General features: G+C 59.3%; 25 protein-coding genes. 10 read left to right on the top strand and 15 right to left on the bottom strand.

Annotated features, from left to right (window positions below; genetic code table 11):
* Positions 1-658: 658 nt before the first annotated feature.
* Positions 659-868 (top strand): DUF1344 domain-containing protein, encoded by a 210-nt coding sequence (locus NAC44_RS19590; RefSeq protein ID WP_420839995.1) that lies wholly within the window; start codon positions 659-661, stop codon positions 866-868.
* Between the two features lie 21 nt (positions 869-889).
* Here NAC44_RS19590 and NAC44_RS19595 read toward each other — a convergent pair whose 3' ends face one another.
* The 4 genes from NAC44_RS19595 to NAC44_RS19610 all read right to left on the bottom strand — a co-directional run bounded on the left by NAC44_RS19595 (position 890) and on the right by NAC44_RS19610 (position 4,791).
* Positions 890-1,486, bottom strand: a complete 597-nt coding sequence (locus tag NAC44_RS19595) for a histidine phosphatase family protein (RefSeq protein WP_250943254.1) — start codon at positions 1,484-1,486, stop codon at positions 890-892.
* Positions 1,487-1,499: 13 nt separating this feature from the next.
* Positions 1,500-2,318: an enoyl-ACP reductase FabI gene (gene fabI, locus NAC44_RS19600; protein ID WP_250943255.1), complete on the bottom strand. Its 819-nt coding sequence runs from the start codon at positions 2,316-2,318 to the stop codon at positions 1,500-1,502.
* Between the two features lie 184 nt (positions 2,319-2,502).
* Entirely contained in the window at positions 2,503-3,750 is a 1,248-nt protein-coding gene (locus NAC44_RS19605; RefSeq protein WP_250943256.1) for a DnaJ C-terminal domain-containing protein, read from the bottom strand.
* Positions 3,751-4,380: 630 nt separating this feature from the next.
* The gene (locus tag NAC44_RS19610) at positions 4,381-4,791 is read right to left on the bottom strand and encodes an RT0821/Lpp0805 family surface protein (protein WP_250943257.1); all 411 of its coding nucleotides are present in this window, start codon (positions 4,789-4,791) and stop codon (positions 4,381-4,383) included.
* A gap of 100 nt (positions 4,792-4,891) precedes the next feature.
* Between NAC44_RS19610 and pdxH the strand changes: the two genes are divergently transcribed.
* Together pdxH and NAC44_RS19620 are read left to right on the top strand one after the other, a co-directional pair.
* Positions 4,892-5,512, top strand: coding sequence for a pyridoxamine 5'-phosphate oxidase (gene pdxH / locus NAC44_RS19615; RefSeq protein WP_250943258.1), 621 nt, complete (start codon positions 4,892-4,894; stop codon positions 5,510-5,512).
* Positions 5,513-5,544: 32 nt separating this feature from the next.
* Entirely contained in the window at positions 5,545-6,108 is a 564-nt protein-coding gene (locus NAC44_RS19620) for a biotin transporter BioY (RefSeq protein ID WP_250943259.1), read from the top strand.
* A 7-nt stretch (positions 6,109-6,115) separates the two neighbouring features.
* On the opposite strand, the gene NAC44_RS19625 is transcribed toward NAC44_RS19620, so the two are convergent.
* On the bottom strand, positions 6,116-6,517 hold the full coding sequence (locus tag NAC44_RS19625; RefSeq protein WP_250943260.1) for a hotdog domain-containing protein: 402 nt from the start codon (positions 6,515-6,517) through the stop codon (positions 6,116-6,118).
* A 120-nt stretch (positions 6,518-6,637) separates the two neighbouring features.
* On the opposite strand from NAC44_RS19625, the gene NAC44_RS19630 reads away from it, so the two are divergent.
* Entirely contained in the window at positions 6,638-7,573 is a 936-nt protein-coding gene (locus NAC44_RS19630; RefSeq protein ID WP_250943261.1) for a histone deacetylase family protein, read from the top strand.
* 2 nt (positions 7,574-7,575) lie between these two features.
* Positions 7,576-7,824 carry an exodeoxyribonuclease VII small subunit gene (locus NAC44_RS19635; protein WP_250943262.1) on the top strand — a complete coding sequence of 83 codons (249 nt, stop codon included), beginning with the start codon at positions 7,576-7,578 and terminating at the stop codon, positions 7,822-7,824.
* Between the two features lie 67 nt (positions 7,825-7,891).
* On the opposite strand, the gene NAC44_RS19640 is transcribed toward NAC44_RS19635, so the two are convergent.
* Genes NAC44_RS19640 through NAC44_RS19650 form a run of 3 tightly spaced genes read right to left on the bottom strand, consistent with a single transcriptional unit; the run spans position 7,892 to position 11,032 of the window.
* Positions 7,892-9,433, bottom strand: coding sequence for a DHA2 family efflux MFS transporter permease subunit (locus NAC44_RS19640; protein WP_250943263.1), 1,542 nt, complete (start codon positions 9,431-9,433; stop codon positions 7,892-7,894).
* Positions 9,430-10,584, bottom strand: a complete 1,155-nt coding sequence (locus NAC44_RS19645; RefSeq protein WP_250943264.1) for an HlyD family secretion protein — start codon at positions 10,582-10,584, stop codon at positions 9,430-9,432. Before NAC44_RS19645 ends, NAC44_RS19640 begins: the two co-directional genes overlap by 4 nt.
* A 1-nt stretch (position 10,585) precedes the next feature.
* Positions 10,586-11,032 carry a MarR family winged helix-turn-helix transcriptional regulator gene (locus NAC44_RS19650; RefSeq protein ID WP_250943265.1) on the bottom strand — a complete coding sequence of 149 codons (447 nt, stop codon included), beginning with the start codon at positions 11,030-11,032 and terminating at the stop codon, positions 10,586-10,588.
* Between the two features lie 364 nt (positions 11,033-11,396).
* On the opposite strand from NAC44_RS19650, the gene dxs reads away from it, so the two are divergent.
* Entirely contained in the window at positions 11,397-13,319 is a 1,923-nt protein-coding gene (dxs, locus tag NAC44_RS19655; RefSeq protein ID WP_250943266.1) for a 1-deoxy-D-xylulose-5-phosphate synthase, read from the top strand.
* A gap of 85 nt (positions 13,320-13,404) precedes the next feature.
* Here dxs and NAC44_RS19660 read toward each other — a convergent pair whose 3' ends face one another.
* On the bottom strand, positions 13,405-15,450 hold the full coding sequence (locus NAC44_RS19660) for a HAMP domain-containing methyl-accepting chemotaxis protein (protein ID WP_250943267.1): 2,046 nt from the start codon (positions 15,448-15,450) through the stop codon (positions 13,405-13,407).
* A gap of 329 nt (positions 15,451-15,779) precedes the next feature.
* Between NAC44_RS19660 and NAC44_RS19665 the strand changes: the two genes are divergently transcribed.
* Together NAC44_RS19665 and NAC44_RS19670 are read left to right on the top strand one after the other, a co-directional pair.
* Entirely contained in the window at positions 15,780-16,619 is an 840-nt protein-coding gene (locus NAC44_RS19665; RefSeq protein ID WP_250943268.1) for a TlyA family RNA methyltransferase, read from the top strand.
* Entirely contained in the window at positions 16,616-17,872 is a 1,257-nt protein-coding gene (locus NAC44_RS19670) for a class I SAM-dependent RNA methyltransferase (protein WP_250943269.1), read from the top strand. Before NAC44_RS19665 ends, NAC44_RS19670 begins: the two co-directional genes overlap by 4 nt.
* Before the next feature lie 17 nt (positions 17,873-17,889).
* Here NAC44_RS19670 and NAC44_RS19675 read toward each other — a convergent pair whose 3' ends face one another.
* From NAC44_RS19675 to NAC44_RS19685, 3 genes are all read right to left on the bottom strand, one after another.
* Positions 17,890-18,204, bottom strand: a complete 315-nt coding sequence (locus NAC44_RS19675; protein ID WP_250943270.1) for a hypothetical protein — start codon at positions 18,202-18,204, stop codon at positions 17,890-17,892.
* A gap of 261 nt (positions 18,205-18,465) precedes the next feature.
* On the bottom strand, positions 18,466-19,230 hold the full coding sequence (locus NAC44_RS19680; RefSeq protein WP_250943271.1) for a crotonase/enoyl-CoA hydratase family protein: 765 nt from the start codon (positions 19,228-19,230) through the stop codon (positions 18,466-18,468).
* Between the two features lie 10 nt (positions 19,231-19,240).
* Positions 19,241-21,013 carry an acyl-CoA dehydrogenase family protein gene (locus NAC44_RS19685; RefSeq protein ID WP_250943272.1) on the bottom strand — a complete coding sequence of 591 codons (1,773 nt, stop codon included), beginning with the start codon at positions 21,011-21,013 and terminating at the stop codon, positions 19,241-19,243.
* 260 nt (positions 21,014-21,273) lie between these two features.
* Here NAC44_RS19685 and NAC44_RS19690 point away from each other — a divergent pair, with 260 nt between their 5' ends.
* Positions 21,274-22,263: a transporter gene (locus NAC44_RS19690; protein WP_274706978.1), complete on the top strand. Its 990-nt coding sequence runs from the start codon at positions 21,274-21,276 to the stop codon at positions 22,261-22,263.
* A gap of 56 nt (positions 22,264-22,319) precedes the next feature.
* Here NAC44_RS19690 and NAC44_RS19695 read toward each other — a convergent pair whose 3' ends face one another.
* Positions 22,320-22,790: a BA14K family protein gene (locus NAC44_RS19695; RefSeq protein ID WP_250943273.1), complete on the bottom strand. Its 471-nt coding sequence runs from the start codon at positions 22,788-22,790 to the stop codon at positions 22,320-22,322.
* A gap of 420 nt (positions 22,791-23,210) precedes the next feature.
* Here NAC44_RS19695 and NAC44_RS19700 point away from each other — a divergent pair, with 420 nt between their 5' ends.
* Positions 23,211-23,816, top strand: coding sequence for a DUF6656 family protein (locus NAC44_RS19700; protein WP_250943274.1), 606 nt, complete (start codon positions 23,211-23,213; stop codon positions 23,814-23,816).
* A 122-nt stretch (positions 23,817-23,938) separates the two neighbouring features.
* On the opposite strand, the gene tcuC is transcribed toward NAC44_RS19700, so the two are convergent.
* Positions 23,939-25,228, bottom strand: a complete 1,290-nt coding sequence (tcuC, locus tag NAC44_RS19705; protein WP_250943275.1) for an MFS transporter — start codon at positions 25,226-25,228, stop codon at positions 23,939-23,941.
* A gap of 117 nt (positions 25,229-25,345) precedes the next feature.
* Positions 25,346-26,749 carry a coniferyl aldehyde dehydrogenase gene (locus tag NAC44_RS19710; RefSeq protein WP_250943276.1) on the bottom strand — a complete coding sequence of 468 codons (1,404 nt, stop codon included), beginning with the start codon at positions 26,747-26,749 and terminating at the stop codon, positions 25,346-25,348.
* Positions 26,750-26,939 lie beyond the last annotated feature (190 nt).

Genomic DNA, 26,939 nt, shown 5'->3' on the forward strand with positions numbered 1-26,939 from the left:
CTTCATTCCGATGACGTCACTATACTTTCAGCCTTGAAAGATCGTTGCACGACAGTTGCGCAAGAGAAAATATTTCTTACATACCCCGCAGCAATTATATCGGGGGATGTGTTAATTTAGACTTTCATGAGATGAGAGGATTCGACGATCCCCGGCAAATGCCAAGGGTGTTTTTGCTTTGCCGTTCTTGTCACCTCTCTGCTCCTGCATAATTCCTTAAATCGGGTGAGATTTAAGCAGAAAATGATGCAGCAAATTTAAAGTGCTACAACGTCCTTTGTGCGCTTTATAAAACGCAACCGCGCGTTAGAGTATCGTGCCGAAAATCGGAATCGATCGAACGCATTGCCTTTAAAAAGAGTGCAAGAATATTGCGTACTACCATGCGTTAAAAAAGATGACAGCATTTTCGTATTGTCATGAAAACGAAAATGCAAAGAGGATAAAATTGTGCATGAGATTAAAATTTTAATAGCATCCTGCTCTATAAAATGCGCAATTCTACAAGACACGATTTATCTCTTGTTTTGACGCATCGACCTTAATGTGTCATTGACGACAATGAAATGCGGCATTGTTTAGACCACATGAAAACAGGACGGCCTGAATGCGGTTGTTGCTCCTCAATATTGCAGCGCTTGTCGCTCTTATCGTTCCCATGACCGTGCTGGCACAGAACAACACGATCGAAACGACGATCAAGGCCATAGATGTTACCCGGCTAACCATCACTCTTGCTGATGGCAAGACCTATCAGGTTCCTGCAGAATTCAATTTTAACGGATTGACTGTGGGGGAGAAGGTTTCCGTCAGCTATTCGCTTGTCGATGGCAAACGCGTCATTGACGATCTCGATGTTGAGGATTGACCCACACGGGAGCGCCCGAGCTCAGAGCCAGACCAGATTGCCACCCGCCAGATCGATGGACAGCAGGCTGTCCTGCGGAATGGGCATGGCACAGGCATCATCTTCCGCCACTTTGCCGATCAGACGGAAAAAGCTGCGAATGACGCCGCCATGGGTGACGGCAACCGTTGGCCTCTCCACCGAGGCAAGCCAGGCACCTGTGCGCCAGGAGAGGATTTCATAACTTTCCGCATGGGGGCCGGGCGGGATGAAATCCCATTTGCCGAGTGAGCGCCCCTTGACCTTGCCAGGATAGAGTTTTTTCAGCTCGGCTGTGGTGTGACCTTCCCAGTCACCGAAACAGATTTCCTTCAGCCGGTCATCGATCCGGTATTCTTTCGGATCAAGGCCCATTTCGGTACGCATACGCTCCATGGTCTCACGGGTACGACCAAGCGGCGATGCAACGAAATCAAAATCCTGGATACGGGGCCCAAGAATATGGGCGAGCGTCTGGCCATTGCGCATGGCCTGACCCCGCCCAGTGGCATTCAACGGGATATCCGTCTGCCCCTGAAACCGCCCTTCGGCATTCCAGTCCGTCTGACCGTGGCGGACCAGATAAAGCGAAACGGCCATTGGCTTGGACCCACTATTCCTTTGCCGTGCTGATGTCCGGCGCATCCACCGCCTTCATGCCAACGGTGTGATAGCCGCAATCGACATGATGGACTTCGCCGGTCACCCCTGTCGACAGATCCGACAGCAGATAAAGACCGGACAAGCCGACTTCATCCGTGGTGACATTGCGCTTCAGCGGCGAGTTATACTCATTCCACTTGAGAATATAGCGGAAATCGCCGATGCCGGAGGCCGCGAGTGTCTTGATCGGCCCTGCAGAAATCGCATTGACGCGGATGCCGCGCCCGCCCATGTCCACGGCCAGATAGCGCACACTGGCTTCCAGCGCCGCCTTGGCCACGCCCATGACGTTATAATGCGGCATGACCTTTTCGGCGCCGTAATAGGTCAGCGTCACCAGCGAACCGCCATCATTGAGAATGGCTTCAGCACGTTTGGCTACCGCCGTGAAGGAATAGACGGAAATATCCATGGTGCGGGCAAAATTTTCCCGCGTCGTATCGATATAGCGGCCCGTCAGTTCGTCCTTGTCGGAAAAGGCAATGGCATGAACGACGAAATCGATCTTGCCCCACTTGTCCTCAAGCGCCTTGAACACGGCGTCGATGCTTGCAAGATCGGTGACATCGCAATCACCGGCCAAAAAGGCATCGAGGTCCTGAGCCAGAGGCTCGACCCGTTTTTTCAACGCTTCCCCTTGCCAGGTCAACGCAATTTCAGCGCCAGCCTCGCGGCAGGCTTTGGCAATGCCCCACGCAATGGACCGGTTGTTGGCGACACCCATGATCACGCCACGCTTGCCTGCCATAAGGCCCGATAGTTGAGCCATGCTCTGCTCCCTGACAATATTCGACCGAACCTGCCTATGGCATAGCGTGGCTGAGGGTTCAAGCACTTGCATGACAATCCATCAGGCCGCAGCGCAACAAAAACTGTTAGAAACGGTAATAAAGGGTGTGAGCCCCCGAGCTTGTCCATCCCGGCAGGAAACAGGGCGCGGCCTTTCACTCGCATCAAATATAGAGGCCGTGGCGCTCCAGCTTGATCAGATCGGTGATCTTCTCATCCGGCTCCGGCGCAAAAACCACCCGGACTTCGACGATGAGATCGCCCCGTTCCTGCGGTGCACTGGGCAGGCCCTGCTGCGGCACGACGATGCGCCGTTCCGAACCGCTCCACGGCGGAACAATGACAGCAAGCGACCCGGACGGGCCCTGGATCTCAGTCTCGACGCCCAGAACCGCATCATCGAGCGTCACCGGCAGATCGCAATGGAGATCATAGCCATTGACCCGGAAGGGGCCGCCGCTCAGCACCCTGAGTGTCACCACGACATCGCCGGTCGTCATGCCCTGCACCTTCAGCCCCTTGCCGGCAAGCCGCAGGATGGAACCGTCGGTATGGCCCGGCTCCAGCGGCACCCGCAGATCGCGGCCATCGCTCAGCGCAACCGTGATGATCGACTGTTTGATCAGGTCCTCGACGGCGATGGTGGCATCCACCATGATATCGGGTGCTTTTTCAGGCACGGGCGCCGGTTTCCGAATCAATCGGACAATCGAGCTGAAAAGACCGATGACGGGCAGACCGAAACCGCGTCCCCTCGCCTGCTCATTGCCATGATCGTCCAGCGGCTCGTCGCGACTGGCCGTGCCGGAGGCCGCCCCTGAGGCAGGACTGGCGCCTGCGCTCGCAGTTGCGCCGAAAATGCGGTTGATGGCATCTTCCGTGGCATCGGGTTCAGGCGATGATGGCTTTGCCTCGTCGCGGGCCTCGGCAGTTTTTGCAGTCTTTGCAGCCTTTTCAGGGTCGGCGGTTTTTTCAGCCCTGCTGGCCTGCGCCTGGGCGTCACTGGCACGGGCGCGGGCGGCTTCGACCTTGGCGGCGAGATTTTCCGCTGCCTTTTCGGCCTTTGCCTTCTCCGCTTCGATGCGGGCAAGCTCCGCCATGATCCGCTCGGCATTGGCGCGGGCCTGACGGGCGCGCTCAGCGGCGGCGCGTGCTTCCTCGCGCTGCTGCATGATGGTCTGTTCGCGTTTCATCGCATCCAGCTGTGCCCGTTTCTGATCGTATCGATTGCGTTTCTCCGGATCCTTCAGAAGATCATAGGCCTGACCGAGCTCGGCAAAGCGTTCGGTCGCGCCCGGATCATCCCGGTTCTGGTCCGGATGGGACGATTTTGCCTTTGCCCGCCAGGCCGCCTTGATTTCATCGGCCCCGGCATCGCGTTTGACACCAAGAAGAGAGTAAGGATCGCGCATATGACCACCAAACACAATACAAACAAGCGGTTATGTCGTTACAACCTTGCACCGTCACCAAAGCGGGCATCGCCTGTCCGCCTCAAACGTTACAGCGCCGCTTGCCATTCATGACACGCGAAGAGCCGTTGCAGGCGCCGATCGCTGTATCCGAGAAAGATCGGCGCTCTTCAGTCTTTGTTTTACCGCATGTCATGAAGGCGAAACCGTTGTATAATTTTGCCTAGACGCTGCTGTAGACACGTTCAGCGACCCCACCAGCCAAATCCGTTACCGGTCTTGCTGGCAATGCGCCGCTTTGGGCCCGTCACATATCCTGAAACGCCTCATGGTTTCAAAACCGCACTGCCCATATAAAGTCCGATCGAAGCTTCCGGTTCCCGAAGTCATTCGATTGCCGGCAGAAGATGCTCTCCGCGCCAGCGTTGGAAAGGCATGTTAGGAAAAAGATACTAATCATACGTTACGTCAATCGCGCCCCATCCACCATTCCGGCACAATAACGAACAGATCAGGGCAAGATCAAAACCCTGTTTAATGAAGAATGAATGGTCCGCTGCGTCTATAACAGCCTGTTACAGCGACCCTTGTGCGCCATATTTGGCGCAGGGCGCTGTAAAGACCGGATCGTCAGGACTGCTGGGTGAAATTGACCATCTGCCATTGGCCATCGCCCACCATGCAGGCCCGGCCATAGAAATTGGCGATGCCGTCATAGGCATGGCGGCTGGTGACGAAATCGCGGCACACAACACCATTGGTGCGCTCTTCGCTCAGCGATGTAATCACCCCGGCGCTGCCTGTTGCCGCATTGGCCCAGGGGATCGGCGATTGGCCTGTCTTGCTGACATCGGCGGAGGACACTGCATTGCGCACCGTGTCCTGATCGGATTTCTTCTCCGGCTGCACCGGAATTGTGCCGGTCGCGATCGAACGATCGACGCCTGCACTGTCAGCGACATCCATGGTGTTGCTCACGCATCCGCCAAGCGCGAGACTGACGGCGGCAACCGCGGCAAGGCGGCAAAGGCCTTTTGCCATGGACTTTCTGCACCGATCAGGCTTTGCTATGATAATCAAGACCGTTCCTGTCGTTAACGCCGAACATCTATGCCAGCCAATACGGAGAGTTTTACATAATATGTCTGAGAGAGAGTTAACAAGCAGTAACTTCGCCGACGAGACCGATCCTTTCCGTCTTTTCGGCGCCTGGCTGGAGGAAGCGAAGGGCTCGGAGATCAACGATCCTAACGCTGTCGCGCTGGCGACAGTGGATGAGGCGGGTCTGCCGAATGTTCGCATGGTGCTGCTCAAGGATTTCGATTCGCGCGGTTTTGTCTTTTATACGAATTTCGAGAGCCAGAAGGGCACGGAAATTCTCGCCTCCGGCAAGGCGGCCATGTGTTTCCACTGGAAATCGCTGCGCCGTCAGGTGCGTCTGCGCGGTTTGACCGAGATCGTCTCGAACGAAGAGGCAGATGCCTATTACAAATCGCGGCCTGTCGGCAGCCGCATCGGCGCCTGGGCCTCGAAACAATCGCGCCCGCTGGAAAGCCGTTTTGCACTGGAAAAAGCGGTGGCCGAATATACCGCCCGTTATGCGCTGGGCGACATTCCCCGCCCGCCGCACTGGTCGGGCTTTCGCATTCGCCCGCTGACCATCGAATTCTGGCATGACCGCAAGTTCCGCCTGCATGACCGCATCGAATTCCGCCGTGGATCGCTTGACGAGAGCTGGGAAAAGGTGCGGATGTATCCCTGATCACAATCAGGTAACCATTTCAGGAGCGTGAATTGACCACCCGTGACCTTGTTCTGATTGCGCTTTTTGCGGCTCTCGTCGTCGTGCTCGGCCTCATTCCGCCGGTGCCGCTCGGCTTCATTCCGGTGCCGATCACAGCCCAGTCGATGGGCGTGATGCTGGCTGGATGCATTCTGGGGGCAAAACGCGGGGCGCTTGCCTATGCGCTCTTCGTGCTGCTCGTGGCCATCGGCCTGCCGGTGCTGGCAGGTGGCAATGGCGGGCTTGCCAGCCTGTTCGGCACCACAGGCGGCTATATTTTCGGCTGGATTGCCGGGGCTTTCATCACCGGCCTGTGCGCCGAACGGCTGGCACGCGCCAAGGATTCCGGCCCGCGCCAGATCATCGGCTTCTTTATCGCCAGCGTGATCGGCGGCATCGGCGTGGTCTATGCCTGCGGCATGCCGTGGTGGAGCTTTGTTGCCGGCACACCGCTCGACAAAGTGCTGATCGGCTCGCTCGCCTTCCTCCCCGGCGACCTGATCAAGGCCGGTATTGCCGCCCTTGCCGCCCGCGCCGTCATGGTCGGCTATCCGCTGTTGCCAAAGCGGGCGTGATCCAGGATCACGGCAGCCACTGATAAAGCCAGTCGCGCAGGTCTTCCGGCAGCGCGACGGCCTCGCTGTTTTGCGGTTCCACCGCCGTCCAGACGATTTCGAGATCGGCAGCGCGGCGATTGCCGCAATCGACGGCAATGGCGAAACCGACGGATTTGACGCCGATCTTGTCCACCGTCACGGTGAAACGCAGTTTTTCGCCAGCCTCAAGCGCTTCATAGAGCCGCGCCTCGAATTTCGTTGCACGAAATTCCGGCTCGTTCTCTTCCACAGGCCTTGCCTGCCAGAAGCGGGACAGCGCCTCTTCGGCCAGCGCAAGAAGCGCACCGTTGTGGATACGCCCCGTCATCCCGACATCGCGAAGGCCGATTGCGGTCTCCGTCACATCCGGTCTGTCCTTCTTGGCCATGAACCTCTCCATTTTATAAATGGGATGTAAAAGAAAAACCTATCCCAGCACAAGACTGGACCAGCCGGTTTGGTCAAGGTAAAAGAAGCCAGTTTCTTTCGGCGCGCCAAAGGATTTCCAATGACGACCCGCCTTTACGAGCACCCCATCTTTCTTGAGCATCTGACGCCGGAGGGCCATCCCGAGCGACCGGATCGTCTGCGCTCGCTCAATATTGCCCTCGAACATCCGAATTTTTCCGGGCTGAAGCGGCAAGAAGCACCCCAGGCCAATGAGGATGCGGTGATGCTCGCCCACCCGGAAGAGCATTTTTTTGCAGTGATGCGGCAGGTTCCGGAAGAGGAAGACCGGATCAACCAGCTTGAGGCCGACACCTATGCCTCCTCGAAGAGCCTGCAGGCGGCGCTGACGGCAATAGGCGGCGCAATGGCCGCCGTGGACGATGTAATGCGCGGCGCTGCCGACAATGCCTTTGTCGCCGCCCGCCCGCCCGGCCACCACGCGGAAAAGACCAAGGCCATGGGCTTTTGCCTGTTCAACACTGTGGCGATTGCCGCGCGCCATGCGCAGAAGGCCTATGGTGTCGAGCGTGTCGCCATTGTCGACTGGGATGTGCATCACGGCAATGGCACGCAGGATATTTTCTTCGACGATGCCTCCGTGCTGTTCTGTTCCACCCACCAGATGCCGCTTTACCCCTGGACCGGAAAAAAGGACGAGGTCGGCACGCATGGTACCATTGTCAATGCGCCGCTTTCGGCCAATACCGGTTCAGACCATTTCCGTGAGGCGTTCAAATCGCGGGTTCTGCCGGCGCTGCATGATTTTTCCCCCGATCTCATCCTGATTTCCGCCGGTTTTGATGCGCATCACCGCGATCCGCTGGCGCAGATCAATCTGGTCGGCGAGGATTTTGACTGGGCGACCGGGCGGCTGATGGAGGTTGCCGACCGTTTTGCCGCAAACCGGGTCGTCAGCCTGCTCGAAGGGGGCTATGATCTGGAAGGACTGGCCGAATCGGCCGCCATGCATATTTTGAGACTGATGAAGGGTTGATCATGACCGAGACCGCCAACGACATCGCCAGCTATTCCTTTGAAAAGGCGGTGGCGGAACTGGAAAACATCGTGGCCCGGCTGGAACGCGGCGATGTGGCGCTGGACGAATCCATCGCCATTTACGAGCGCGGCGAACTGCTGAAAAAACATTGCGAAGCGCTGTTGACGGCCGCCGAAAACCGCATCGAAAAAATCCGCCTCGACCGCGCCGGAAAGCCAACCGGCACCGAACCGCTCGACAAGGAATGAGAGACGGGGAGTGAGATACGAAGAATAAGAGCGAGGCCTTTGGGCCTCGCTCTTTAGTTGCCTTGCCTTACTCCATGGCAATGGTGTGATCGACCTTGGCCGGACCGCCTTTTTTCAGCAAGAGCAGCAGCGGCATCACCACCAGCGACATCAGCATCAATGCGCGGAAATCGTCGATATAGGCGATGATCGAGGATTGCGTTTCAATAACACTTTCCAGTGCCGCCCGGCCTGCTGCGGTCCAGGGGCTGAGGCTTTGCGCTGCCGTTGCCTGGAAGGCGTGATTATAAGGCGTGACCTGCGCGGCGATCTCGGCATGGTTGACCTGCCCGTTTCGGACCAGCAGCGCCGACATCACCGAAATGCCGACACTGGAGCCGATATTGCGCGAGAGATTATAAAGCCCGGTGCCATCGCCGCGCATATGGGCGGGCAAGGTGACGAAGGCGACCGTGGTCAGCGGCACGAAGAGAAAGCCGAGCCCTGCCCCCTGAATGAAGCCGACATAGACGATGGTCCATTGCGACACGTCCGGCGTCCAGCCGCTCATGGCATCCATGGCCCAGGCGGTGATGGCAAGACCCGCCGCCAGCAGGATGCGGGTATCGACCTTGCCGATCAGCCGCCCGACAATGAACATGCAGACCATGGTGCCAAGCCCGCGCGGCCCCATGACAATGCCTGCCGTGACCACCGGATAGCCCATCAGGGTCTGCAGATAGGGTGTCATCAATGCCAGCGAGGCGAAATAGGTAACGCCAACGACGAAGATGAACAGAAAGGCGACGGCAAAATTGCGGTCGAGAAACAGGCGTGGATTGATGAAGGAGCGCTCCTTCGTGAAGGTATGCACCATCAGCATGTAAAAGGCCGCGCCGCAGACCAGTGCCTCGATGACGATCTCGCCGGAGGAAAACCAGTCGAGTTGTTCGCCGCGGTCGAGAAACAGTTGCAGCGCCCCGATGGAAATACTGGTCAGGGAAAAGCCCAGCCAGTCCAGCCGGGCATTCCAGTCGATCCTGGTTTCGGTGACGAAGGCGGTAATGCCGATAAAGGCGAGCAGACCGATCGGCACATTGATGTAAAACACCCAGCGCCAGCTCAGGTGATCGGTCAGCCAGCCACCCAGAACCGGGCCGAGAACCGGGCCGACCATGACCGAAACGCCAAACAGCGCCATGGCCCCACCCCGCTCTTCCACCGTATAGATGTCAAGCAGAATACCTTGAGAGAGCGGCACCAGCGACGCGCCGAAAAAGCCCTGCAACAGGCGGAAGGCGACGATCTGGTTCAGCGATTGCGCCAGACCGCAGAGCACCGAGGCAAAGACGAAGCCGCAGATCGCCACCAGCAGCACGCGCTTTCTGCCGAAACGGGCAGCGATGAAACCGGAGGGCGGCGTCATGATCGCGGCGGCGACGATATAAGAGGTCAAAACCCAGTTGATCTGGTCGGCGCTGGCGGCGACACTGCCCTGAATATAGGGAAGCGCCACATTGGCGATGGTGCTGTCCAGCGCCTGCATGATCACCGCCAGAATGACGCAAGCCGTGATGGCGCCGCGATTGGCGACGCCGGGGCCTGCCTGCGCGGCAGCGGCAGTGCTCATTTCACCCTCTCATCGGCATAGGCGGTCGTGCCGCCGAAGATCGACCTGACGAAGAGCGGCAGTCCGTTGCGATGGCCGGTGTCAATCGACACTTCCGTGCTCATGCCGACCCTGAGCGGCGGCTTGTTTGCGCTATCCTCGACGGAAATGCGCATGGGAATACGCTGCACCACCTTGACCCAGTTGCCGGAAGAATTCTGCGCCGGAAGCAGCGAAAAGCTTGAAGCGGATGCCGGGCTGACGCTCTCCACCTTGCCATGCCATTCAACGCCCGGATAGCTATCGACGGTGATCACTGCATCCTGGCCGGGGCGGACATAGGTGAGTTCGGTTTCTTTCGGGCTGGCGTCAATCCACATATGCGTGTCCGACACAAGCTGGAAACCCGCCTGTGCGGCGGCCAGATAGCTACCGACCTGCAGGCTGCTGACATTGGTGACGATGCCGCCAAAGGGCGCGCGCACCACGGTGTGGTCGAGTTCGCGCCGGGCCTCGGTGAGCGCGGCCTTGGCTTCCTGATAGGCCGGATAGGTGTCCACCGGGGCATCCGGGCGGTTGCCGAGCGCCGCCAGCTTGACCTTCACCGCCGCTTCGGCCACATCCACCTTCTGGCGCGCCGCCACCAGTGCATGGGTGGCATCATCGAGGCTGGACTGGCTGGAGACAGAGGTATTCTGCAATGTCTGCTGGCGTTTGAAATTGCTTTCGTAATAGGGCAGATCGGCCTTGGCCTGGGCAAGCTCGGCCAGCGCCTGAAGATAATCCTGCTGCAGATTGAGAATGGTGTTGCGTGCGGCATCGAGCCGGGCCTGATCGCCATCGACCGCTGCCTGGAAAGAGCGCGGATCCAGCGTGAAGAGAACCTGTCCGGGCTTGACCGTCTCGCCCTCATGCACATCGACGCTTTTGACGATGCCGGAAACATCGGTGGTGACGCCGACCATATCGGCCTCGATATAAGCATTGTCGGTGGTCATCACCTGCCCGCCATTGACATAGGCATAGGCGCCAACGGCAAGCGCGACCGGCACCAGGGAAAACAGGATGAGGCGGGTGCGCGCCTTGCGGCTGCGCCGGGCCTTGTCGCGGCTCACTGCTGCTGCCTCTTTTGCGTCCGTTTCGGTGTGGCGCATGGTCATGGTATCAGACATGTCATTCGCAAGCCGTCGAGCGGCAAGCCCCCAGAAGATTGGTTTTCATTACTAAAAGCATGGCATAAAGGCGCTCTCGATCTTCGGCGCTCAATCCCTCCAGCGCCTCGGCGCGGGTGGCATCCCCATGGGCACGGAGTTCCGTCAGAAGCGGCCGCGCCAGTTCCGTCAGATAAAGACGGTTGATCCGGCGATCCGTCTCGTCGGGCCGACGCTCGACCAGCTCCTTTTCGCACAGCTTGTCGGCCACGCGGGCGAGCGTGATCGGCTCGATTTCCAGCATTTCGGCCAATTGTTTCTGGCTCGCCCCCTCGCAGCGCGCAAGATAGACCAGCGTCTGCCATTGCGTCCGCGTCAGGCCGATATCGCGCGTGTGCTGCTCGAACCGCTTCTTCAGCAGCCGCGCAACGTCATTCAGAAGGAAACCAAGGGTCGGATTTTGCGTCATGGTGCCGGAGAAAAAGCCGAAGAAAAAGAATGTGCCGAAGGTCGATAAGCACCGTTATCATGAGTGTGCTTATGATTTATATTCTAATATTTGTCAAGTCGCACAGAGGCTGTCGCATAGTTATGAACAACGCAAGACACCAACAGGGTTTACAAAATGCAACCACCTGAGCTGGCTGGGAAACCCAGTCGCAGACCGTTCTTCACGGTTTTCTTGCGCTGCAAAGCAGCAAGGAGCGGCATGAGGGCGCATTCTCTCTTTGCCCGCGCGCGGTAAAAGCCTATATAAGCCTTCACCTTCACCCGGAATGAGTGGCCCGGCCCCTGTCTGCGTGTGAAACGATACGAGAAAAAGGCAAACGCCCGTGACATCGAAGCCTGAGACGCCCCTGCTGGATCAGATCGCCCTTCCCGCCGACCTCAAGGAGATCGACGACCGCGCCCTGCCGCAACTGGCAAGGGAAGTCCGCGACGAGATGATCGATGCGGTCTCGGTGACCGGCGGGCATCTTGGTGCCGGCCTCGGCGTTGTCGAATTGACGATTGCCATTCACAAGGTGTTCGACACGCCGCATGACCGGCTGATCTTCGATGTCGGCCATCAATGCTATCCTCACAAGATCCTCACCGGACGGCGCGAGCGCATCCGCACGCTGCGTCAGGAAGACGGTCTGTCCGGCTTCACCAAACGGGCCGAAAGTGACTATGATCCCTTTGGTGCGGCCCATTCCTCCACCTCGATTTCCGCCGGTCTCGGCATGGCGGTGGCGGCGGACCTGTCAAAGACCGACCGCAAGGTCATCGCCGTCATCGGCGACGGAGCGTTGTCGGCGGGCATGGCGTTCGAGGCGCTGAACAATGCCGGCAGCCTTGATGCGCGCCTGATCGTCATCCTCAACGACAATGACATGTCGATTGCCCCGCCCACGGGCGCGATGAGCGCTTATCTCGCAAGGCTAGCCTCGGGCCGCACCTATATGGGCTTTCGTGAATTCGGCAAGAAGCTCACCGCCTATCTCGGGCGCAATATCGACCGGGCGATCACCCGCGCCGTTGAACATGCGCGCGGCTATGTCACCGGCGGCACCATGTTCGAGGAAATGGGTTTTTACCATATCGGCCCCATCGACGGCCATTCTTTCGACCATCTCCTGCCGGTGCTGCGCAATGTGCGCGACCATGCCCAGGGGCCGGTGCTGATCCATGTCGTCACACAAAAGGGCAAGGGTTATCCGCCCGCCGAAGCCGCCGCAGACAAATATCACGCCGTCAACACCTTCGATGTCATCAACGGGGCACAGGCCAAGGCCAAGCCGAATGCACCGAGCTATACCGCCGTCTTTGCCGAAGCCCTGCTGGAAGAGGCCCGCCTTGACGAGAAAATCGTCGGCATCACCGCCGCCATGCCGTCCGGCACCGGGCTCGACAAGTTGCAGGAGGTCTTTCCCGAGCGCATCTTCGATGTCGGCATTGCCGAACAGCATGCGGTGACCTTTGCAGCAGGCCTTGCCGCGGAAGGATACAAGCCATTCTGCGCGCTTTATTCCACCTTTCTCCAGCGCGGTTACGATCAGGTGGTGCATGATGTGGCCATTCAGGGCCTGCCGGTGCGCTTTCCCATCGACCGGGCGGGTTTTGTCGGCGCGGACGGGCCGACCCATGCCGGGTCTTTCGACACCGGTTTTCTGGCAAGCCTGCCGGGCTTCGTCGTCATGGCCGCCGCTGACGAGGCGGAACTGAAACATATGGTGCGCACCGCTGTCGCCTATGATGAAGGGCCGATCTCCTTCCGTTATCCGCGCGGCGAAGGCGTGGGCGTCAACCTGCCAGAACGCGGCGCCATCCTTGAGATCGGCAAAGGCCGGATCATGAAGGAGGGCACGAAAGTCGCGCTTCTGTCTTTCGGCACAAGGCTTGCCGCCTGCCTGAGCGCCGCCGAGGATCTGGAGGCCGCCGGCCTTTCGACCACTGTGGCCGATGCCCGCTTTGCCAAGCCGCTGGATGAAGCCCTCATTCGCCAGCTTGCCCGCCACCATGCCGTGCTGGTGACGGTGGAGGAAGGCGCGGTCGGCGGCTTTGGCAGTCAGGTTCTGCATCTTTTGGCCAATGCCGGTTTGCTCGACAGCGGACTGAAAGTCAGAAGCCTTGTGCTGCCGGATGTCTGGATGGATCAGGCAAAGCCGGAAAAAATGTATGCCAAGGCCGGTCTCGACGCCAAAGGCATTGTTTCCACCGTGTTTGCCGCCCTGTCGCAAGACGAATCCGGACGCGACCGGATCCATCGCTGACCCGGATATCGGTGATCATACACAAGAAAGGCCGGTTGCACCCATGATGCAACCGGCCTTTTGTCTTTGCCCTGTGATGATGATCTCAGAACTCTTCCCAATCCTGCTGGGCCTGCTGGGCCGGCGCTGCGGCACCACCAAAGGCCTTGCCCAACCGGTCCGCCAGTTTGCGCGCGGGAGAGGCAACCGGTCGTGCCGTGGATTTTGCCGCAACGGGAGCCGAAAGCGGCTGCGCCCGCGATGGCACTTGCGCAGCAGACGGCTTGACAGCCTGTGCCTGCGTTGACCGGGAGGGGGCTTGCATGGATGTCTGATGGTTCAGGCTGGCGCCTGCTGCCCTCTGATCGCCCAGCTTGAAGCGGCTGAGCAATTGCATCAGCGCATCGGCTTCGGACGCCAGCGTATGGCTCGCCGCCGTCTGCTGCTCGACCATGGCGGCATTTTTCTGCGTGCCCTGATCCATGCTGGTGACGGATTCGTTGATTTCCGACAAACCGATCGCCTGCTCGCGCGCGGCGGTGACGATCGCGGTCACATGTTCGTTGATATCGCGGACAGCAACGACGATCTCTTCCAGTTCGCGGCCGGTTTCATCGACCAGCGACACGCCAGTTGCGACATGGGCGGAGGATGCGCCGATCAGGCCCTTGATCTCCTTGGCCGCATTGGCCGAACGCTCAGCCAGCGCCCGCACTTCCTGCGCCACGACGGCAAAGCCCTTGCCCGCATCGCCGGCACGGGCCGCCTCGACGCCTGCATTCAAGGCCAGAAGATTGGTCTGGAACGCGATATCCTCGATCACCCCGATGATATTGCCGATTTCACCGGAGGATTTCTCGATCTCGGTCATGGCGGCAACGGCCTTGCGCACCACCTCGCCGGAACGTTCGGCCCCCTTGCGGGTGGTGTTGACCAGCGCACCGGCGGTTTCGGCGCGCGAGGCGGTATCCTTCACCGTGGTCGTCACCTCTTCCAGCGCCGCTGCCGTTTCCTCGACACTTGCGGTCTGCTGTTCGGTGCGCTTGGCCAGATCGTCGGCGGAAGCGCGGATTTCCGCGGCCCCGGAATGGATCATCCGGGCGTTTTCTCCCACAGTGATCAGCGCGCCTTGCAGTTTGGACAGGGATTCATTGAAATTCACGCGCAGACTGTCCAGCCGCTCGGCAAAGGGCCTGTCCAGACGCCTAGCGACATCGCCTTCGGCCAGTGCAGCAAGACCGGAGGCGAGTTCTGCCATGGCGAAACCGATTTCATCGGCTTCCTGCTGTTTGCGCATCTCTGTTTCGCGATGCTCGGCCTCGGTCTTGTTGCGCATGGCGTCGGCCTCTTCTGCCATGCGGTGATTTTCAATCGCGGCCTGCTTGAACACCAGCACGGCCTGTGCCATGCGGCCAACCTCGTCCTCACGGTCGGTTGCGGGAATGTCCACGGTCCTGTCACCGCCAGCCAGCGCTGTCATCGCCTGTGTCATGCCAACAAGCGGCACGACCATGGAGCGGGCCAGTAACCAGATCAGGACGACGGCCACACCGCCTGCGATCACGCAACCGATCACCAGCGACATCTGCAAGGTGTCATGGGCACTGGTGACGATCGCATGACTGGCCGCCTTATCCTTGCGTTCATGGGCAAAAAGCGAATCGAAACCCTGGCGAACGGCTTGCAGCTGAACATTGCTGCTCTTGACCCTGCTGTTATAGGCCTGCGGGTCCTTTTGCGCCTCCTCCATTGCCTTGGCAATCTGATCCGGACCCATCAGGGCAAGATAGGCCTCTACGGCGCTTTTCAGGTCAGAAAACCGTTGAAGGGGCGCATCCGGATCAGAAGACGCCAGCGAGCGGGCATCATCAATGGCCTGCAGGAGAGCGGCGTTATGGGCCGGCATATCCTTCAGGATCGACGGATCCTTGGTGAGGATGTAACCGCGCGCATCGAGATGCTGCTGCAGCACACCCTGCCAGGCCTCTTGCAGGCTATCGATAACCGCCTGCGAGCGCATCATGTCTTCCGAGGCATTACTTGCCAGCCTGCCCTGCCAGAAGACCACGGCGGAAGCGACAAAGCAGAACGCCATGATGGCACAAAAGGTCAGATAGAGTTTTTGACTGAGAGGCAAATTTTTAAACGACATGGTCTTCCACTTTCAGCCGTGCGGCCACAGAGCCAATCCCCGTTTAGACGACAGAATCACCTGAAGTGCCTTACCATCCTGCAGCAATTGCCCCGTCGCGCAGCATTCCGACATGATACAGACTTGGATATTGGCAAGTCTGCTCTACTCTCCTACGTTGCGTCGCACTCTGGCAGGTGGCATGTAAAAAAACGGTTATTTTTTCGGCACAATCGCCAGCTTTCCCTGCCTATATTCATTGCTGTCGGGAAAGACCGGCTTTCGGCGCGCAGGCCCTGCAAAAAAGCCAGCTCTTGCATAAGGGAACGGAAACAGGCATTCACCAGCCCATGTCGAAAACCACACCACCCAAAGCTCCAACACCCGCCACCGCCGCACCTCTTACACCCGCGCAGCGGCTCGACCAGTTGCTTCTCAGTCTTGACCTTTTCGCCAGCCGCTCACGCGCCCGCGACGCCATTGCCCGCGGCACGGTGCGCGTGGATGGCCGGATCGTGACCAAGCCGGGGCAGGTTTTCGCCCCGGATGTCACAATCGAGATCGACGACCCGGCGCAGGACTATGTCTCGCGTGCGGCGCTGAAGCTGGTGGCCGGTCTCGACCACTTCGGCCTTGATCCATCGGGACAGGTCTGTCTGGATGTCGGGGCCTCGACCGGCGGCTTTACTCAAGTGCTGCTGGAACGCGGTGCGGAGCATGTCATCGCCGTCGATGTCGGCCATGACCAGATGCACAGGCAGATTGCCGAAGATGCCCGCGTCAGCAATTACGAAGGCGTCAATGCCCGTTTTCTGGCGCGCGAGACAATCGCAAACCGGGCTTTCACCTTTCTCGTTTCCGATGTTTCTTTCATTTCGCTGAAGCTGGCGCTGGCACCTGCCCTTGCTCTTGCCGAGCCCGGCAGCCAGTGTCTGCTGCTGGTGAAGCCGCAATTCGAGGCGGGCCGGGACGCCATCAGCAAGGCCGGACTTCTGAAAGCTCCGGACACTGCACCTGCGATTGCCGCAGAACTGGAACATTGGCTTACCGCCGAGATGGGCTGGGAAAGCCTTGGCCTTGCCCCTTCGCCACTCACCGGTGGCGACGGCAATCAGGAATTTCTGCTTGCCGGGCATAAACCCTCATCATCACAAACGCCCTCATCATCACCGTCCAAGGACAGACCATGAGCACCGAGACCCTGACGATCAACAGCCTTGGCGCAGAAGGCGATGGCATCGCCCATGGTCCTGACGGCCCCATCTATGTGCCCTATTCCCTGCCAGGGGAAACGGTCACGGTGGCGCGGGTGAAAAACGAGGCCAGTCTTTTCTCGATCCTCACCCCCTCCCCGGACCGGATCGAGCCGGTCTGCCGCCATTTCGGCCCGGAGGGCAAAGGCGGCGCCTGTGGCGGCTGCTCGCTGCAACATATGGCAGGCCCTGCCTATGGCACATACAAGCGGCAACTGGTGATCGACGCGCTGAAGGCACGCGGCATTATGGCCGAGGTTTCGGCCCTGGTCGAAGCCCATCCGGGCGAGCGGCGGCGGCTGGTCTATACGGTGCGCAACCGCGAGCGCGGGTTGATTTTCGGCTTCAATCAGTCCGGAACCCATCATGTCGTGCCGGTGGAAGACTGTCCGATCACCACGCCGGGCATTCTCGACCGTCTTGCGGCGCTAAAAGCCATCTGCCGGGCCATGGCCTCCGGCTCGGACGCCTTCCGCATGACGGTGATCGAGACCACGACCGGGCTCGACGTCTCACTCGATGGGGTGCGCGGCGGGCTGAAGGAGCGCGAACGGCGCGCCATCACGGAGACCGTGCTCACGCTCAAGGGCATTGCCCGCGTCTCCGTCAATGGCGAGATCGTCATCGAGCCGCAAAAGCCGCTGCTCGATTTTGCCGGAGCGCTGGTCGCCGTCCCACCCGGTGCCTTTACCCAGGCGACCCGGCAGGCGGAAGAGGCCATGGCAGCACTGGTGCTCGATCATGTCGGCAAGGCCAAAAAAGTGGCCGACCTCTTTGCCGGGATTGGCACATTCGCGCTGAGGCTCGCACGCAAAGCCCAGGTTCTGGCGGTGGAATCCGATGAGAAAGCGCTTGCCGCGCTCGATTTTGCCGCCCGCACCACCCAAGGCCTGAAGCCGGTCAAGGTTGAGCGGCGCGACCTCTTCCGCCGTCCGCTGACCCCGGCGGAGCTGAAGGGCTTCGATGCCGTGGTCTTCGATCCACCGCGCGCAGGCGCCGAAGCGCAATCAGCCGAACTGGCGCGCTCTGGCGTGAAAACGCTGGTGGCTGTCAGTTGTAACGCGCTGACGCTGGCGCGCGATCTGCAGATCTTGACCGCAGGCGGCTATCGCATCGATACCATCACGCCCATCGACCAGTTTTTATGGTCGCCACATGTGGAAGTGGTGGCAGTGCTCAGCAAGGTTTGAGCGCAGCAGGAGCGACCTCAATAGGCCCTGAGCCTGCCGCTGCCGACCGCATTGTCGCAGCGGCAGGTTTCACCCACCCTGCCCGGCGGTTTCGGACAGGAATAAAAGGCAACATCATGCTCGCTTGGCGGTGGCTTGATCACGCAGTAATAGCGTGTCGGGCGCACCGGCGGCTCACCCGGCTGCCGTGTCCCCAGATCGCGCGTGATAACATTGGGGGTCTGGGTGGTCACCGCATTCGGCGACCCAACAATCACGCCGCCCGCCCAGACAGGCAAAGCCGACATAAGGCAGGAGGCAAGCCCTGCCACAACAACCAGTCTACCGCGCATGGCAGCCTCCCTGTTCTTTACAGCGCCGTGCGTTTTATAAAACGCACAAAGGACGCTGTAACACTTTAAATCTGCTGCATAATTTTACCCTTAAATCAATTCCGATTTAAGGAATTATGCAGTAATTTTCTACATCATTCCTGAAACCGGTTTCAGTTTAAGGCATGATTGCAGCAGCAATACTGCCTTATCAAAGAAGCGCAGGGCTTTCAAACCTCCAGAACCGGACAGGTTTGCACAGAGGCCACCACCCGGGTCAGGTTATCGGCCTTTTGCCTTTAAAAACATCTCAAAGGCCGAGCGCGCTTCGGCACTGCGCAATTGCCTGGAAAAACTTGCCAGTTCCCGATCGATCCGCTCCAGAACGGTCTTGGTGTCGGCACGAAGCAGGGCGCGGGCACTGGTGAGCGCTTCCGGCGGCTTGGCGGCCAGCGACGATGCCAGCGCCAGCGTCTCCGCCTCAACCGCTTCCGGCGCGACCACTTTCCAGATCAGGCCTGCCTCACGCGCGGCCTCTGCCGAAAAGCCTTCCCCTGCCGCCAGCAGTGCAAAGGCGCGCTGCGGCCCCATGATCGCAGGTCCGAGCAGACTGGAGGCCGCTTCCGGCACCAGCGCCAGATCGACGAAGGGGGTCTTGAACAGGCTGCGGCTGGAGGCGACCGTCAGATCACAATGCATGTGCAGCGTCGTGCCGATGCCGATGGCCAGACCATCGACGCCTGAAACCATGGGCTTAGTCGCTTTGGCAAGTGCCTTGATAAAAACGGCAGCGGCGGGCGGTTCATCGCTGCCGGAAAGGGCATAGCCGAGAAAATCCGCCATGTCATTTCCGGCAGAAAAACAGCCATCCGTGCCGAGAAAGGCGATGACGCGCAGGCTGTCATCGCGTTCCGCCTCGACCAAGGCCTCAGTCATCTGCCGGTACATATCGGCAGTGATGGCGTTCTTCTTCTCCGGCCGGTTGAAGCGGATAACCAGCACGCCCGGATGAGCTTGCGGCCGCTCGATCAGCACATGATCGGTCATTATACGCTCCTCAAACCAGGACGGCGCGGGCAAGGGCCAGGCTTTCCGCCCCGCCGACCACCGCCTGTTTCAGCGCTGCCGTTTCCGCCAAAAGGTTTTCGGCGGCAAAGCGGCAAAGCGGCGTCTGCCGCCCTTCCTCACTTTCCGCCAGTGCGCCTTTGGCCAGATAAGCGCCCGTCAGGGTTAGACCAAACAGGCGTTGATAGGGCGTGGCTCCCGAAAGCGCCTCCATCATCGCGCCGTCATCAAGGCGGGAAAGCAGCCATTCGGTTGCCTCTTCCAGATCACGGATCGAGGCAAAAAGCCGGCTGGCGGTATCGCCAAAGCTATCCAGGTTGCTGGCATCGACAAAGACGGCAATCGCCTTCAATTCCTCGATAAAGCCGCGCACATGGTCGCCGCCCGACAGGGGCAGTTTGCGCGCAACCAGATCGATGGCCTGAATGCCATTGGTGCCTTCATAGATCGGGGCAATGCGGGCATCGCGCAGATAGCGCGCCGCGCCCGTTTCTTCGATAAAGCCCATGCCGCCATGCACCTGTATGCCCAGCGAGGCGACCTCCACCCCGATATCGGTGGAAAAGCTCTTGGCGATCGGGGTGAGAAGGGCGGCGCGCTCGTGAAAATGGCGGCGCTTGTCTTCATCGGCCCGGTGGCTCATGTCGATGGCATGGGCGCAGGCATAGCTGATGGCCCGCGCCCCTTGAGTCAGCGCCTTCATCGTCAACAGCATCCGCGCCACATCGGGGTGCTCGATGATTGGGCTCATGCCGGAACCGCTCCAGCCAGGCGCCTTGCCTTGGGTGCGCTCCTTCGCATAGGCCAACGCCTTCTGGGTGGCGGCTTCGGCTATGGCGACGCCCTGCATGGCCACGGCAAGGCGCGCATTGTTCATCATGGTGAACATGCAGGCGAGACCCTTGTTTTCCTCGCCGATCAGATAGCCGACCGCGCCCGGCTCATCGCCAAAACGGCCATCGCCAAAAATCATCGTGCAGGTTGGCGCACCGTGAATGCCAAGCTTGTGCTCCAGCGAATGGCAGAAAAGATCATTGCGGGCTCCAAGCGTGCCGTCCTCGTTTACCAGGAATTTCGGCACGAGAAACAGCGAAATACCGCGGGTTCCGGCAGGCGCATCAGGCAGACGGGCCAGAACCAGATGAATGATATTGTCGGTGGCGTCATGTTCGCCCCAGGTGATGAAAATTTTCTGGCCGAAAATCCGGTAGCTGCCGTCATCGCGGCGCTCGGCCCGGCTTTTCAATACGCCGAGATCGGAGCCGGCATGCGGCTCGGTCAGGTTCATGGTCGCCATCCATTCGCCCGAGACCATGCGCTCGAGGAAAGTCTGTTTCAGCGCGTCTGCACCATGCGCGATCAGCGCCTCAACCGCGCCCACCGTCAGCGTCGGCCCGAGAACGAAGGCCATGGAACCGGAATTCCACATCTCAAGGGCCGCGACATGCAGAAGATGCGGCAGACCCTGCCCGCCATGGGCTTCTGGCGCCGTCAAGCCGTTCCAGCCTGCCGCCGCCCAGCGTCGATAAAGATCGGCCCAGCCGTCTGGAAGGGTGACGGTGGCATCCTTCAGGCGCGGCCCCTGCCGGTCGCCATTATCGGCCAGTGGCGCAATCTCTTCGGCAGCAAAACGGCCCGCCTCTTCCAGAATGGCATCGACGACATCTTCGGACAGATCGCCGAACACGCCATCCTCCAGCGCCTCGCCCAAGCCCGCCACCTGTTTCAGGGTAAAGGCAATTTCCTCCACGGGAGCCTTGTACATCGCGTCACCTCCTCCTCATTCCGCCACTGCGCATCGGCGCAAAGCAGGCTGCCAGTTTCTTGATATCCCATTTTTAGCTAATTTATTTTTACGTAAACGTCAATATTTTTCAACAGACTTTCCGCTCTGCCCCACGCACATTGATCTTGCTCTTCACCGGCTTGTCTTTACCCTATCTTGCCCTAGTTCAGCTTGCCCTGACCTGCTGATGCCGTTTATGGATCATCGGGGTACAATGGATATGAGGGCAAATCGTGCTGATGGAAGAAACAGCCATACCCGGACTGGTCTGGGCCTATCACATCGATGCCGAGAAGCGGCAGGCTGTGCATTTGCCGATGAACACACAGTCCGAGGCACTTCTTCCAGAGAGCGGCTTTCTCTGGCTGCACCTAAGCCTTGCGGATGCGCGCGTTCCCGCCTTTCTGGAGCAGTTTCCGGGGCTGACCGAGACGGCTCACGCCGCCCTGATCAATCATGAGCACAATCCGGCCTTGACGGTGGAAGATCAGCAGTTGAGCGGCACGCTGGTTGATTTCCAGCGCAATTTCGATGCCGCCACCCGCGATCTCGGCTGGCTGCATTTTGCCCTGTCAGACCGGCTGATCATCACCACAAGGCTACAACCGATCCGCTCCGTCGATCTCTTGAGGGCGGCGATTGAGAAAAATCCGGCAAAATTCTATTCACCGCTCTCACTCTATGAAGTGCTGGTGGCGGAATTCCAGCGCGGCATTATCGCTATGGTGATCGAGCTGACCGACGAGATCAACAGCATCGAGGAAGTGATCTATAGCGAGGACCTGCGCGACGAGCGCCGCCGTCTTGCGCCGATCCGGCGGATGATCGTCAGGCTGCACCGGCATCTGCGCGGGCTGCTCAGCCTGATGCGCCATGCCGCCGCCGCCGACGAGGATGAAATGCCCGAGGATTTCGAGGATATTGCCGGACGGCTGATCAATCGGCTGGAGGCGGCAGACCACGACATTCAGGCCCTGCATGAGCGCGCCCGGCTGCTGCATGAAGAAATCGATTCCCGCCTGACCTCGGAAACCAACCGGCATCTTTATATTCTGTCGATCATGACGGCTTTTCTGTTGCCGCCGACGCTGGTTACAGGCTTTTTCGGCATGAACACATCACACCTGCCCTTCACCAGCGAACCGGAAGGCTCCTTCTACGCCATCTGCCTGATCTTCATTTCCATGGCGCTTGCCTGGTTCATCCTCAAGCGGGCAAGGATTTTGTAAATGCAGCAGACAGAGCCCGGCTTATACCGGACGCTGCCTGCTGGATTGATCCCGCCTCAATAATAGGGCGAAAAGCACTGCTGGCGCACCCCGTTATAATTGACGAAGGTGTTGCTGTAAGGATCATAGGTGCGGTAGCGCGACTCACACCACTGATAATGGCGCGGATTGATGCCATTGTCATAATAGACCGGCGGCGGTGGGGCAGGACGCGGCTCGGCGGCAATTGCCCCGCCAATGATCGCGCCCGCGGCAAAGGCAGCCAACGGATACCAGTAGCCGTCATGGTGGCGGCGATAGCCGGGATGGTAATCGCGATAGCCGTGATAACCATGATAATAGCCCGGATGACCATAATAATAGGGCGGCGGCGGACCATGACGCCACTGCACCGTTTCAACATGCGGCGCCATCTGCGCCTGAACCGACGCTGCCGGTACCAGGGGCATGGCCTGCGCCACCCCTGACAGGCTGGCAAGAACGGCAAGGGCCGCCCCTGTCGCCGAAAATGTTTTCAAAACAGCCATCTTCGACCTCCAAAAGGATCGCACAGCAACGATCCGCTTCATACTCTCTTCTATATGGGTGATCTTAGAAAAACCGCCATGAACCACGGATTAATAAAAGATGATATTGCTGTCATCTTCCCGTCTGCACCAGACATGACCTCCTCAACGCAAGCCTGGCGTAAAGCCCGATTTCTACACTGCCCTCTGCTTAGCCGAACCGGGCAGGATTGAAGGCCATATCGACCGCCATCCTGACCGGGACGGACGCCAATGTGCCGTTCCAGAACGCGAAAAGACAGCGTTAACCCTCCTCTCTTTTCCGGCGGAGGGACGCGGCCCGGATCGGGAACAAAGCATTGGCTCAGGCGTCCATGTCATGATTTCTCAGACGAGGCGTTGTTTGAGGAATGATGCAGTCAAAACGGGACCAGCGTCGCCATGTCGAAACTGCGATATTATGCCGCCTCCGCCGTCGAAACGGCCAAGGCCAAGCTGCCCAAGGCAGTCTATACGGAATTTCTGCGCACCGGTCGCATTCTGCGCGATGAGGAAGACTGGCTGGCGGAGGAAAAACGCTACCTCACCTATGAAGAGGTCGCCGAGCGCACGGGAAAACGGCTTGAAGCCGCCGGCGAGCGCACCCATAACCGCATCAACAGCGCACACAGGGCGATCAAGCTGCCGAAAATCCTGTTTCACAGGACACTCGAGGAAATGCCGCATCTTGGCTACTGCCATGTCACGGCATCACGCACCAGTTTTGCCCGCTATGCCGATGTCAAATGGTCGTTCTATATCGCCAATTTCAATGCCGAGATCGGTGAGGACGACAGTTTCTTCACTCGGGTGACGCCCCGTTATGGCAGGATGTATTTCGCTGTCGCACTCAAACCGGACGCAGACCGTCGCGCCATGGTGATCGACCGCTCGATCCGTTCCGACGGCCTGCTGTTTCGCACCAGCGACCCGCAGGAAGCACTGAAAAAAGTGCTGATGCTGGGTGCGAAAAACGACATGCTGCGCAAGATCATCGCCGGTCTTTAGAATCTGTCAGGCTCAGATTGAACCTGACAGGTTGTCGATTTCTGTGTTGTTGTTTGTCCTGATCGGGAAAACCGGCAACCATTTTTCCTCAGACCAAACTCTGCATGACCCAAGTGAACGCGTCAGTGCACAACGGCATCTTTTGCCGCAGGGGCCACGTCTTTGCGGCGATAGAGAAACAGCGTGGCAATCAGCCCGCAACATCCGGCAAAGGCCATCCAGTAGCCGGGCGCGGCCTTGTCATGGGTGGTTTCGATCAGCCAGGTTGATATCGCCAGCGACGAGCCGCCCAGTGTCGTCGCCAGACTATAGGCCAGCGAAAAGCCTGCGGTGCGGACACTGGTGGGCACGACTTCGGTGAGTGCCACCACCATGGCTCCATTATAGCAGGCATAGATGAAGGAGAGCCACAATTCCACGGCCAGCATCCGGCCAAAGGTAATGTTGCTGATCAGCCAGTCGAGCGCCGGATAGGCGGTGAGAATGGCGAGAAGACTGAAAAGGATCAACAGCGGTTTGCGGCCGATGCGGTCCGAGAGTGCGCCGGAGATCGGCAACCAGATGAAATTCGACACGCCGACGGCAATGGTGACCAGAAGCGCATCGGAGACCGGCAGTTTCAGGACCGTTCTGCCGAAGGAGGGTGTGTAGACGGTGATCAGGTAGAAGGAAACCGTGGTCATGATCACCATGCCGACGCCGCCCAGCACCACGGCCCAGTTTGCCGCCAGCGTGCGAAAAATCTCCTGCGTCGTCGGATGATGCTTACGCGCGGCAAATTCCTGCGTTTCGCTCAAGGAACGGCGGATGATGAACAGGAACGGCACGATCATGCAGCCGATGGCGAAGGGAATGCGCCAGCCCCAATCGGCAATCTGCGCGGGCATCAATGTCTTGTTGATGACGAAGCCAATCAGCGCCGCCACGATGATGGCCACCTGCTGGCTGGCCGACTGCCAGCTGACATAAAAGCCTTTATGGCCGGGCGTGGCCATTTCGGCCAGATAAACCGAGACGCCGCCGAGTTCGACACCGGCGGAAAAACCCTGCAACAGACGGCCAGCCAGCACCAGAAGCGGTGCGGCGATGCCGATTGTGGCATAACCGGGAACCAGGACAATCAGAACCGTACCGAATGCCATCAGGGTCAGGGTCAGGATCAACCCCTTGCGGCGACCGATCCGGTCGATATAGGGGCCGAGAACCAGCGCCCCGATCGGACGCATGACGAACCCGGCGGCAAAGCTCAAAAAGGTCGCCATCAGCGAGACAAAGGGGTTCTCATTGGGGAAAAACGTCTTCGCAATCGAGGTGGCATAGATGCCAAACAGGAAAAAATCATACATTTCGAGAAAATTGCCACTGGTCACCCGCAGCACTGTTTTTATTTTTTCGCCTCGTTTTTCCTGCATTTTACCTGTCCTGTGTCGATCGTAGCGCTGCAACCTTCCAGCACGCACGGTGAAGGATATCGACAGCATCGCCGTGTATGGACTGCAAGGACTTGCTCCTGTCAAGCCGGGTTATCCTTATCTCAAGAGGAATCGGAGCAGCATTCTGGTTATCGCTCCGTAGGGCGGCATGGCTAGACGGCTGGGATTTGGTCCGCGCACATCCGCAACGCCCCTGGCATGGGAGAAGCGATAAAATCCGTCGCGGCCGTGATAGGCCCCCAGCCCGCTTGGGCCGATGCCACCGAAGGGCAGATCATTCTGGGCGATGTGCAACAGGGTGCCATTGAGGGTGACATTGCCGGAATAAGTGTTCACCAGAACCTCTTTCTGTTCACCCCGATCATGGGAAAACAGATAAAGCGCCAAGGGCCGCGGGCGGGCGCGAATGAAGGCAATGGCTTCCTCCAGCGTTTCATAGGGCACCAGCGGCAAAACCGGGCCGAAAATTTCCTCGCGCATCAAAAGACAGTCGGCGGGCGGGTCGAGCACCAGCGTCGGGGCAAGCCGTTGTCCCGCCCCGGTGAGCGCATCGGCATGCGTGAGGATCGTGCAACCCGCCGCCTGCGCCTCGCCGATGCCCTTCCGCAGCCGTTCAAGGCTTCGCGCGCCCACAAGACCGGCATAATCGCGCCCGGCCGTTTTTTGCGGATAAAAGGCGGCGATGCGCGCCATGATCGCCTCGGAAAGCGGCTCCATCAACGGCCGCGGCACCAGCACATAATCGGGCGCGATACAGGTCTGCCCGGCATTCATCATCTTGCCGAAGGCCAGATCGCGGGCAGCTTTTTTCAGCGGAAAACTTTCGGTGACGATGGCAGGCGATTTGCCGCCAAGCTCCAGCGTCAACGGCGTGAGATTGGCTGCTGCCGCCGCCATCACCTTGCGCCCGACGGCGGTGGAACCGGTGAATACCAGATGGTCGAAGGGCAAGGCGGCAAAAGCTGCCGCCACCTCGGGCCCGCCCGTCACCACCGCCACCTCTTCCGCAGCAAAATGCTCGCCTATGGCCGCCTGGATCAGATCAGCCGTCTCCGGCAGCAGTTCAGACGGCTTGATCAGGGCACGGTTGCCCGCCGCAAGCACGTCGATCAGCGGCCCGAGCGTCAGCATCAGCGGATAATTCCACGGCGCCATGATGCCGACAACGCCGAGCGGCTGATAATAGACCCGGTTGCGAAAGGTGAGAAATTCGAGACTGACGTGACGGCGCTCAGGCCGCATCCAGGCTTTCAGATGTTTTTTCGTGTGGCGCAGTGCCGCTTTCAGCGGTGCAAGCTCGAGAAGCGCCGTCTCCGAATCGGGTCTGTGACCAAAATCGCGGTCAATGGCCGCGCTGAACCGCCCCCCATAGGTCTCGATCAGCCTTTCCAGCCGCACGAGCCGTTCGATGCGGGCGGCATGGGAGGGCATGCAATCGGTCTGAAAGGCATTTTTCTGGGCGGCAAGCAGGGCATTGAGCGGTGATGCGGCAGCGTCCATAAGGTCCCTGTCCTTGATAAAGTTGATCCCCGTGTCCGTTTTAAAGCATGTCGCGTTTTATTGTCCTCAAGAAAACGATAACGCGCATGCGAAAAAAGAGCTGTAGCCGTCGCAGCCCATTCTACTTGCGGCAACGGGCTTCAGGAGAGAAATCTGTATTGGCAAAAGCGGAAAATCACCTCCCGGTCAG

Source organism: Allorhizobium sonneratiae (assembly GCF_023700755.1).
Lineage (GTDB): Bacteria > Pseudomonadota > Alphaproteobacteria > Rhizobiales > Rhizobiaceae > Allorhizobium > Allorhizobium sonneratiae.

Coding starts and splice junctions, on each gene's coding strand:
- NAC44_RS19590 (WP_420839995.1), top strand. CDS start 659: ATGACCGTGCTGGCACAGAACAACACGATCGAAACGACGATCAAGGCC.
- NAC44_RS19595 (WP_250943254.1), bottom strand. CDS start 1,486: ATGGCCGTTTCGCTTTATCTGGTCCGCCACGGTCAGACGGACTGGAAT.
- fabI (WP_250943255.1), bottom strand. CDS start 2,318: ATGGCTCAACTATCGGGCCTTATGGCAGGCAAGCGTGGCGTGATCATG.
- NAC44_RS19605 (WP_250943256.1), bottom strand. CDS start 3,750: ATGCGCGATCCTTACTCTCTTCTTGGTGTCAAACGCGATGCCGGGGCC.
- NAC44_RS19610 (WP_250943257.1), bottom strand. CDS start 4,791: ATGGCAAAAGGCCTTTGCCGCCTTGCCGCGGTTGCCGCCGTCAGTCTC.
- pdxH (WP_250943258.1), top strand. CDS start 4,892: ATGTCTGAGAGAGAGTTAACAAGCAGTAACTTCGCCGACGAGACCGAT.
- NAC44_RS19625 (WP_250943260.1), bottom strand. CDS start 6,517: ATGGCCAAGAAGGACAGACCGGATGTGACGGAGACCGCAATCGGCCTT.
- NAC44_RS19630 (WP_250943261.1), top strand. CDS start 6,638: ATGACGACCCGCCTTTACGAGCACCCCATCTTTCTTGAGCATCTGACG.
- NAC44_RS19635 (WP_250943262.1), top strand. CDS start 7,576: ATGACCGAGACCGCCAACGACATCGCCAGCTATTCCTTTGAAAAGGCG.
- NAC44_RS19640 (WP_250943263.1), bottom strand. CDS start 9,433: ATGAGCACTGCCGCTGCCGCGCAGGCAGGCCCCGGCGTCGCCAATCGC.
- NAC44_RS19645 (WP_250943264.1), bottom strand. CDS start 10,584: ATGTCTGATACCATGACCATGCGCCACACCGAAACGGACGCAAAAGAG.
- NAC44_RS19650 (WP_250943265.1), bottom strand. CDS start 11,032: ATGACGCAAAATCCGACCCTTGGTTTCCTTCTGAATGACGTTGCGCGG.
- NAC44_RS19660 (WP_250943267.1), bottom strand. CDS start 15,450: ATGTCGTTTAAAAATTTGCCTCTCAGTCAAAAACTCTATCTGACCTTT.
- NAC44_RS19665 (WP_250943268.1), top strand. CDS start 15,780: ATGTCGAAAACCACACCACCCAAAGCTCCAACACCCGCCACCGCCGCA.
- NAC44_RS19670 (WP_250943269.1), top strand. CDS start 16,616: ATGAGCACCGAGACCCTGACGATCAACAGCCTTGGCGCAGAAGGCGAT.
- NAC44_RS19675 (WP_250943270.1), bottom strand. CDS start 18,204: ATGCGCGGTAGACTGGTTGTTGTGGCAGGGCTTGCCTCCTGCCTTATG.
- NAC44_RS19680 (WP_250943271.1), bottom strand. CDS start 19,230: ATGACCGATCATGTGCTGATCGAGCGGCCGCAAGCTCATCCGGGCGTG.
- NAC44_RS19685 (WP_250943272.1), bottom strand. CDS start 21,013: ATGTACAAGGCTCCCGTGGAGGAAATTGCCTTTACCCTGAAACAGGTG.
- NAC44_RS19690 (WP_274706978.1), top strand. CDS start 21,274: ATGGAAGAAACAGCCATACCCGGACTGGTCTGGGCCTATCACATCGAT.
- NAC44_RS19695 (WP_250943273.1), bottom strand. CDS start 22,790: ATGGCTGTTTTGAAAACATTTTCGGCGACAGGGGCGGCCCTTGCCGTT.
- NAC44_RS19700 (WP_250943274.1), top strand. CDS start 23,211: ATGTCGAAACTGCGATATTATGCCGCCTCCGCCGTCGAAACGGCCAAG.
- tcuC (WP_250943275.1), bottom strand. CDS start 25,228: ATGCAGGAAAAACGAGGCGAAAAAATAAAAACAGTGCTGCGGGTGACC.
- NAC44_RS19710 (WP_250943276.1), bottom strand. CDS start 26,749: ATGGACGCTGCCGCATCACCGCTCAATGCCCTGCTTGCCGCCCAGAAA.